The sequence below is a fragment of the Bacteroidota bacterium genome, assembly GCA_030706565.1.
In the GTDB taxonomy this organism is placed as follows: domain Bacteria; phylum Bacteroidota; class Bacteroidia; order Bacteroidales; family JAUZOH01; genus JAUZOH01.
The window spans coordinates 1-8,034 of record JAUZOH010000168.1; the positions used below are offsets into that span (position 1 = coordinate 1).

Consider the following 8,034-nt stretch of genomic DNA (forward strand, 5'->3'; position numbering starts at 1 on the left):
ATTGAATTGTCAATATTTTTACGCCGCTGATTATAGGAATTAATCCTGGTTCCCAACTCAAAGGCATTTTTATCATCATCAGCCACAAGAAGTTCCACAGCCTTTTTACCAGATTCAATCCTGCCGGCTGCATTAATTCTTGGGCCAATTTTAAAAACCACATCATCTATGGTAAGGCTACAGCCTTCCATACCGGCAATTTTTATGATCGCTTTCAGACCGGTACGCGGAGAGACATTGAGTTGCTGCAAACCATAATAGGCAAGAATTCTGTTTTCATCAGTGAGCTGTACAATATCCGAGGCAATACTTACGGCAACCAGGTCAAGATAGGGGACAACCCGCTCAAAAGCAATATGATTGTTTTGTGCAAAAGCCTGTATCAGTTTAAAGCCGACACCACAACCGGAAAGGTTCTTAAAAGGATAAGTGCAATCATTTCTTTTGGGATCGAGCACAGCATAAGCCTCCGGAATGGTATCCCCGGGATAATGATGATCGCAAATAATAAAATCAATCTTATTTTGATTGGCGTATTTGATTTTTTCCACAGCTTTTATCCCACAATCCAGGGCAATAACTAAAGTCTGGCCGTTCTCAATAGCCGAATCAATTCCTTTATAGGAAATACCATAGCCTTCGGAGTAACGGTGAGGGATATAATAATCAAGATTAGAGTAAAATTCGGAGAAAAAGGAATAAACCAAAGCGACAGAAGTAGTTCCATCCACATCATAATCGCCATAAACGAGGATCTTCTCCTTGTTGGAGATGGCTCTTTGGATACGTTCAACCGCCTTGTCCATATCCTTCATCAGGAATGGATCATATAAATCGCTCAATTGGGGACGGAAGAATAATTTCGCCTTTTCGAAAGAGTTTATTCCTCTACTGACCAATAATCCAGAGAGAACTTTATCTATATTCAGTACTTCTGATAAATGTTTAATTTCACCAGGATCACCGCTATCTTTAATTTTCCACCATTTCTCCATAATGAACAAAGTTACTAAGAAAGGTTGACCTTTAATAGCAAATTTAGAAAATAGAGAAAATATTTTTAAGCCTTTTGAAATTGGTTGATATTTTCAAGGCCCAATTCCCTGGAAGAAATTTCGCGCATCTCTCCTTTTCTGATTTTCCCGGTTACAGTCATGGGGAAGGAATCAACGAACTTCCAATATTTGGGGATTTTATAAGTAGCAATCTGGCCTTTACAATAGGCAGTCAATTCCTCAGCAGTAAGGGTTACCCCTTCCTTTACCTTCACCCAGGCCATCACTTCCTCTCCGTATTTTACGCTGGGAACGCCAATAACCTGAACATCTATGATATTTTCATGGCCGATGATATATTCTTCAATTTCCCGGGGAGAGATATTTTCACCACCTCGAATAATAACATCTTTACTCCTTCCGACAATTTTAACATTCCCTTCAACAGTCATAACGGCCAAGTCACCGGTATGCATCCATCTTGCCTTATCAATGACCCTGCTAGTTTCCTCGTCGTTATTCCAATATCCCCTCATGACAGAATATCCCCTGGTGCAAAGCTCCCCCTGCTGACCTCTGGGAACAATCTTATTGGTTTCAGGGTCTACAATTTTAATTTCTACGTGAGGCATGACACTTCCTACCGTATTTACTTTCACATCAAAATCATCATGAGCCCAGCTCATGGTGGAAACAGGCGATGTTTCGGTCATTCCGTAAGGAATGGTAATTTCGGTCATATTCATCTTCGACATAACCTGACGCATAATTTCAGCAGGACAGGGAGATCCGGACATAATGCCGGTTCGCAGAGAAGAAAAATCATAATTATTGAAATTAGGATGTTCCAGTTCCGCAATAAACATGGTTGGAACCCCATAAAGTGCGGTACATTTTTCTTCCTGAACCGTGCGCATTACCTTGTCAGGGTCAAAGGCTTCATCAGGGATCACCATACAGGAGCCATGAGTAACGCAGGCCATATTCCCCAGCACCATTCCAAAACAGTGATAAAAGGGCACAGGGATACAAACCCTGTCATTTTCGGTAAAATATTGATGTTCCCCAATAAAAAATCCATTATTCAGGACATTGTGGTGGGTCAGCGTAGCTCCCTTAGGATAACCGGTAGTACCGGAAGTATATTGAATATTAACCGGATCGTCAAACTGCAGTTCGCTTTCAATACTATCCAGTTCTTCATCGCTGATTTTCTTGCCTGCCTCAATAAAATTCTGCCACTCCTCTTCAAGGATCAGGGTATGTTGGGGAAATTTACAATCCGTTCCTAATTGTGCCAGTATTTCAAGATTATTGGTTTTACGGAAATGATTAGCGGCAATCAGTAAACTGATTTCAGACTGATTAACGGCATAACGCAAACCGGTCACTTTGTAAGCAGGATTTATGTTAACCATGATGGCGCCAATTCTGGCAGTGCCAAACTGAATAAGAACCCATTCAAAGCGATTGGACGACCATATTCCTACCCGGTCGCCTTTTTGAATTCCAGCTGCAATCAAGGCTTTAGCCACTTCTCCAACCTGAACCCAAAATTCATTATAGGTAGCCCTGTAATTCTGATGTTTTACAATCAATGCGTCATGTTCACCAAACCTTTCAACAATTCCCCTTAAATTTTCCCCAATAGTTTCACCCTTAAGAGGAATTTGACTAACACCATGACTATATGATTTCTCCATCATTTCTTTTTTACATTTTTATTTCAAATAATATGAATTTTATCATTTTTAAATTTCAAATGACAAAAATTCAAAGAAAATAAAAATTTTTCAATAATGTAAATTTATAAAGTTAAAATGCATAAATTTAAAATGGCAAGTCGTCCTCCAACTCCGGAGGTATTTCCTCAGAAGAAAAATCTGGCATTTCAGGAGGAGTTTGTTCCTTTTCCATTTTTTCAATTTTCCATGCATCCAGATTGTTAAAATAACTGATTTTACCGTTTTTTTCCCACCGGTTTCCCCTTATGTTAAAAGTCACTTTTATTTCATCATTTATAGCAACAGGATCAATCAGACTGCATCTGTCTTGAGTCAATTGAAATTTGATGGAATCGGTAAAAACCATCCCATTATTATTCTCAGATTTTTCAATAACAAATTCCCTTTTGCGAAATTTCTCACTGATCTGAATCGTTTTTTCTTTTTCAATTAATTTCCCGACAATTTCGTAACTCATAATGCCCAATATTTATTTGTTTAATATCATGGTTCAAAATTATACAAAACAAGCACGTTAAAAAACGTGCTTGTAAAATAAAATATTATCTAAAATTACTTCTTAACAGCTTTAGGAGCAGGAAGAATCTTAAGTAATTCGATGTCAAAAATCAAGGTTTCATTGGGTTCAATAACATTACCTGCACCTCTTTCACCATAAGCCAAATTAGCAGGAACGTAAATTGTCCATTTAGAACCCACTTTCATTTTCTGTAAAATCTCTGTCCATGCAGGGATAACCTGATTCACAACAAATTTTGCAGAATCTTTGCCTTCCTGTTTGTCAAAAATCTTGCCATTAATAGACATTCCTTTATAATGAACAGCAACCATATCTGTAGCTTTAGGAACAGGACCATTACCGTCGGTAATTACCTTATACTGCAATCCGCTTGGCAAACTGATCACACCGGATTTTGTTTTGTTCTTACTCAGGAAATCCTGTCCGATTTTCATATTCTGGCCACTGACTTTCTGATGTTGCTTCATCATATAAACCTGGATGACTTCATTTATTTTCATATCATTGAAAGGAACAGAGTCTTTATCAAAAACCTGTTCAATAGCTTTAGCCATTAACTTTGTATTAATCTTTTCAAGTTTGGCACCGTCCCTTAAACTTTTTCCAATTGAAAGTCCCAAGCAATAACTGACAGAATCGATATCACTGCCCAGTTTCACTTTTACAGGTTTGTTCTTATTACAGGAACCCAATGCAATCATGCAAGCAAGTCCAAGTACTACAATTTTATTTAAATTCTTCATTATACAACAATTTTTAATTTTCGGTTATGGATACAAATTACTTGTTAGTTTCAGTATTAGATTCGTTTACCTTGGTAGAATCATCAGCTGCTTTCTGGTTGTGATGAACAATACCCAATAATTCCACTTCAAAAACCAGCACCATATTGGGTTCAATAATACTACCCGGTTGTACGTTTTCCCCATAAGCCAATTCGGTAGGTACGAAAAGCTTCCATTTTGAACCTACAGGCATAAGCTGAAGAGCTTCTGTCCAACCCGGTATCACCCGGTCGCAGGGAAATTCAATAGGTTGTCCCCTGTCAATGGAACTGTCAAAAACCCTTCCATCAGTCAGAGTACCTTTATAATCAACTCTTACTGTATCAGTTTTTTGAGGTTTAGGGCCATTGCCGGCTTTCAGGATCTGATATTGCAATCCACTAGGTAAAGTAACGACTCCCTCTTTAGTTTTATTTTGTTCGAGAAAAGCTTTTCCATCTTTAAGATTTTTCTCATTCCGTGCATTCTGGAGTTTCATAAAATAGGCCTGAATAACCTGAGAGGCCTGCTGAGGAGTAAAAGCAGTTGAATCTCCCTCAAAAATCTGATCTACAGCTTTAGAGAAGATGGCTGAATTAAACTGAGCCATTTTGGCCTCGTCTTTTAACCCCTTACCTAAAGTCACACCTAAGCAATAGCTTACTGAATCTGTTTCGGTTTTCAGTTCAAGTTTTTTTTCTTTCCCCTTCTTTCCTTTCTCCTTCTTTTGTCCATAAGTAACAGACGACAACATGATTGCCAATAAAAAGAGCGCAAATAATTTTAAAATTTTCATAGATTTTAAATAATTTTTAAGACAGGTTATTCCTCAACAGAATAATATTGCCCATCAGTCTTTTAATTAAACTTTAAATCAACAACTTATATCTTCCAAATGATTGATAAAAGTACGAAGATATATTAAATATTTCAATCTTCAATTTTTTTAATCTTTTTTGATTTTCTTTTCTACCCAATGAACAGCATTGACGAAGGCTTCTATCCAGGGAGCCATCTGGTCATCTTTTCTTTCGGAAGGATAGTGTGCCCATTGCCAGGGATAAACCGACCGCTCCAGATGAGGCATCATGGCCAGATGACGGCCATCAGCCGAACATATACCGGCAACACTGTAATCCGAACCGTTGGGATTTCCGGGATAAGCATCGTACGAATATTTCAAGGCGATATGGTATTTATCTTCTGCATAAGGCAAACTGAATTTACCTTCTCCATGGGCAACCCAGATGCCCAGCCTTGAACCTTTCAGCGATTGAAGTAAAACCGAATTAGTATCAGGGATATCGACATTGATAAATTCGGATTCAAATTTATGTGATTCATTGCGAAGCATACGAGGCTTTTGGTCGTGGTCAGGAGTGATCAGCCCCAATTCAATCATCAGTTGGCAGCCGTTGCAAACTCCAAGACTTAAAGTATCATCACGTTTATAGAAATTATCCAGTGCCTGTTTTGCTTTTTCGTTGTACAGGAAAGCCCCGGCCCAACCCTTAGCAGAGCCCAAAACATCGGAATTAGAGAAACCTCCGACAAACACGATGAAATTGACGTCTTCAAGCGTTTCCCTTCCCGAAATCAGGTCAGTCATGTGAACATCCTTAACATCAAAACCAGCCAGGTACATTGAATAAGCCATTTCCCTGTCTCCATTTACTCCCTTTTCACGGATTATGGCGGCTTTAATGCCTGTCTTTTCCCTGCGGTCAGGAAGGATACCAAATTGCTTAAAGGTTCCCGTGAAACCGTCTTTAAATTTAAAACGAAGATCCTGTTTCTTGTAATTTTCAAAACGGGCTAAGGCCTGCTTTTCACCGCTTTGCTTACGTTCGAGCAGGTAAGAAGTCTTAAACCATTTATCACGCAAAAGATCTATATCAAACTCATATTGATCAGCCCCGCGGCTAATGGAAAGTGAACGATTGGTTGAAGGTTTACCCATCACAAAGAAAGATAAGCCATTATTTTTAAGTACACCGGAAACATAGTCAGTTTCTTTCACCTGGATCAAGACGCCAGGATTTTCGCTAAACAACAATTTAACGATATCCTCCTGATCGTTCCAGCCATCCAATTGAACCTCAAGTCCGCCTTTGGTGTTGGCAAAATTCATTTCCAATAAAGCAGTAATTAAACCGCCTGCAGAAATATCATGGCCTGCAAGTATCTTCCCATCAGCAATCAGTTGTTGAATAACCTGAAATGCTTTGGAAAAACAGGAAGCATCTTTAACCTGGGGAGTTGAATTACCCAACTGATTAAGAACCTGGGCGAAAGCACTGCCGCCCAAACTAAGCGGGGAATTTGAAAAATCTATATAAATCAACCTTGTGTCAGGACCGGAAACTAAAACCGGCTCCACAATTTTACGGATATCATTAACCTGGGCAGCAGCAGAAATAATCACTGTTCCCGGAGCAAAAACCACCTCATCGTCTTTGTACTTCTGGGTCATGGAAAGGGAATCCTTACCGGTAGGGATGTTGATGCCCAGAGAAATTGCGAAATCACTTGCAGCCTGAACAGCCTGGTATAAGCGGGCATCTTCGCCCTCATTCTTACATGGCCACATCCAGTTGGCACTTAAGGATACACCTTTCAGGCCATCGGTCAAAGGTGCCCAAACAATATTGGTCAGGGCTTCGGCAATGGAGAGAACCGAACCGGCTTTAGGGTCAATCAATCCACAGGCAGGAGCATGGCCCAACGAAGTTGCTATTCCGTAATGATTCTTATAATCAAGCGATACGACACCCACATCGTTTAAGGGAAGCTGAACTTCACCGCAACATTGCTGTTTGGCAATCTTACCGGTGACCGAACGGTCAACTTTGTTGGTCAGCCAATCTTTGCAGGCAACAGACTCAAGTTGAAGGACATCCTCAAGATACTGGGCGAGACGGGAAACATCATATTTCAATTCGTCCAAAACAGGGCTAACCGTATGGTCAACCATGATGGTCTTGGGCGGATTGCCGATCATGTCTTCCAGCTTCAGGTCAAGCGGCTTGAGCCCTGTTTTCTGGTCAACAAAGGTAAACTGTTTGTCTCCCGTAGTTTTACCGACGACATAAAACGGGGAGCGCTCCCTTTCGGCAATATTTTTAAGCAGTTCTGTATCTTTATCTTTCAAAATGAGGCCCATACGCTCCTGCGATTCATTGCCTATAATTTCCCTGGCCGACAAAGTAGGATCGCCAATAGGAAGTTTATCCAGATAAATTTCGCCTCCGGTTTCTTCAACCAGTTCCGAGAGGCAATTCAGGTGACCTCCTGCCCCATGGTCGTGAACAGTAACAATTGGATTAACATCAGCTTCGCCCAAAGCACGGATAGCATTGTAAACCCTTTTCTGCATTTCAGGATTCGAACGCTGCACGGCATTTAACTCTATGGAATTTTTATATTCACCGGTTGCAACGGAAGAAACAGCACCACCCCCCATTCCAATCCTGTAATTATCGCCCCCAAGCAAAACCACCTTATCACCTGTAGAAGGCTTGGCCTTTTCGCTGTCAATTTTCTTGGCAAATCCAATACCACCGGCCTGCATCACAACCTTATCGAAGGCATATTTTTTATCCTTGCTGAAATATTCAAACGTGAGTAAACTGCCGCAAATTACAGGCTGTCCGAATTTATTACCGAAATCGCTTGCCCCGTTAGAGGCTTTAATCAGGATTTGTTCAGGAGTCTGGTAAAGCCATGGCCTGGGTTCATTGTCCTTTTCCCAGTCACGGACATTTCCTTCAGGCCGAGGATAGGAAGTCATGTAAACAGCAGTACCGGCAATCGGGAAAGCAGCTTTTCCGCCGGCAATACGGTCGCGGATTTCACCACCCGTACCGGTTGCAGCCCCGTTGAATGGCTCAACGGTAGTTGGGAAATTATGTGTTTCGGCTTTAAGTGAAATAACCGATTCAATATCTTTTACAACAAATTCATCAGGTTTGTCCTGTGTCTCGGGTGAAAACTGTTCGATTACAGGCCCC

General features: G+C 40.5%; 6 protein-coding genes. All 6 read right to left on the bottom strand.

The features are described from left to right. The coding region (locus Q8907_09690) for a DHH family phosphoesterase (GenBank protein MDP4274537.1) at positions 1–995 on the bottom strand (995 nt) is incomplete at its 3' end. Positions 996–1,060: 65 nt separating this feature from the next. After that, complete coding sequence (locus Q8907_09695) at positions 1,061–2,701, bottom strand: AMP-binding protein (protein ID MDP4274538.1); 1,641 nt, start codon at positions 2,699–2,701, stop codon at positions 1,061–1,063. A 124-nt stretch (positions 2,702–2,825) separates the two neighbouring features. Next, positions 2,826–3,197, bottom strand: a complete 372-nt coding sequence (locus Q8907_09700) for a DUF3127 domain-containing protein (protein ID MDP4274539.1) — start codon at positions 3,195–3,197, stop codon at positions 2,826–2,828. 95 nt (positions 3,198–3,292) lie between these two features. Next, the gene (locus Q8907_09705) at positions 3,293–4,003 is read right to left on the bottom strand and encodes an FKBP-type peptidyl-prolyl cis-trans isomerase (GenBank protein ID MDP4274540.1); all 711 of its coding nucleotides are present in this window, start codon (positions 4,001–4,003) and stop codon (positions 3,293–3,295) included. Between the two features lie 37 nt (positions 4,004–4,040). Then, entirely contained in the window at positions 4,041–4,820 is a 780-nt protein-coding gene (locus Q8907_09710) for an FKBP-type peptidyl-prolyl cis-trans isomerase (protein MDP4274541.1), read from the bottom strand. Between the two features lie 150 nt (positions 4,821–4,970). Beyond that, on the bottom strand, positions 4,971–8,034 hold a 3,064-nt coding region (gene purL / locus Q8907_09715; protein MDP4274542.1), incomplete at its 5' end, for a phosphoribosylformylglycinamidine synthase.

What these genes read in the sequence shown, in the direction of transcription:
- Q8907_09705 (MDP4274540.1), bottom strand. Translation starts at nt 4,003, where the DNA reads ATGAAGAATTTAAATAAAATTGTAGTACTTGGACTTGCTTGCATGATT.
- Q8907_09700 (MDP4274539.1), bottom strand. Translation starts at nt 3,197, where the DNA reads ATGAGTTACGAAATTGTCGGGAAATTAATTGAAAAAGAAAAAACGATT.
- Q8907_09695 (MDP4274538.1), bottom strand. Translation starts at nt 2,701, where the DNA reads ATGATGGAGAAATCATATAGTCATGGTGTTAGTCAAATTCCTCTTAAG.
- Q8907_09710 (MDP4274541.1), bottom strand. Translation starts at nt 4,820, where the DNA reads ATGAAAATTTTAAAATTATTTGCGCTCTTTTTATTGGCAATCATGTTG.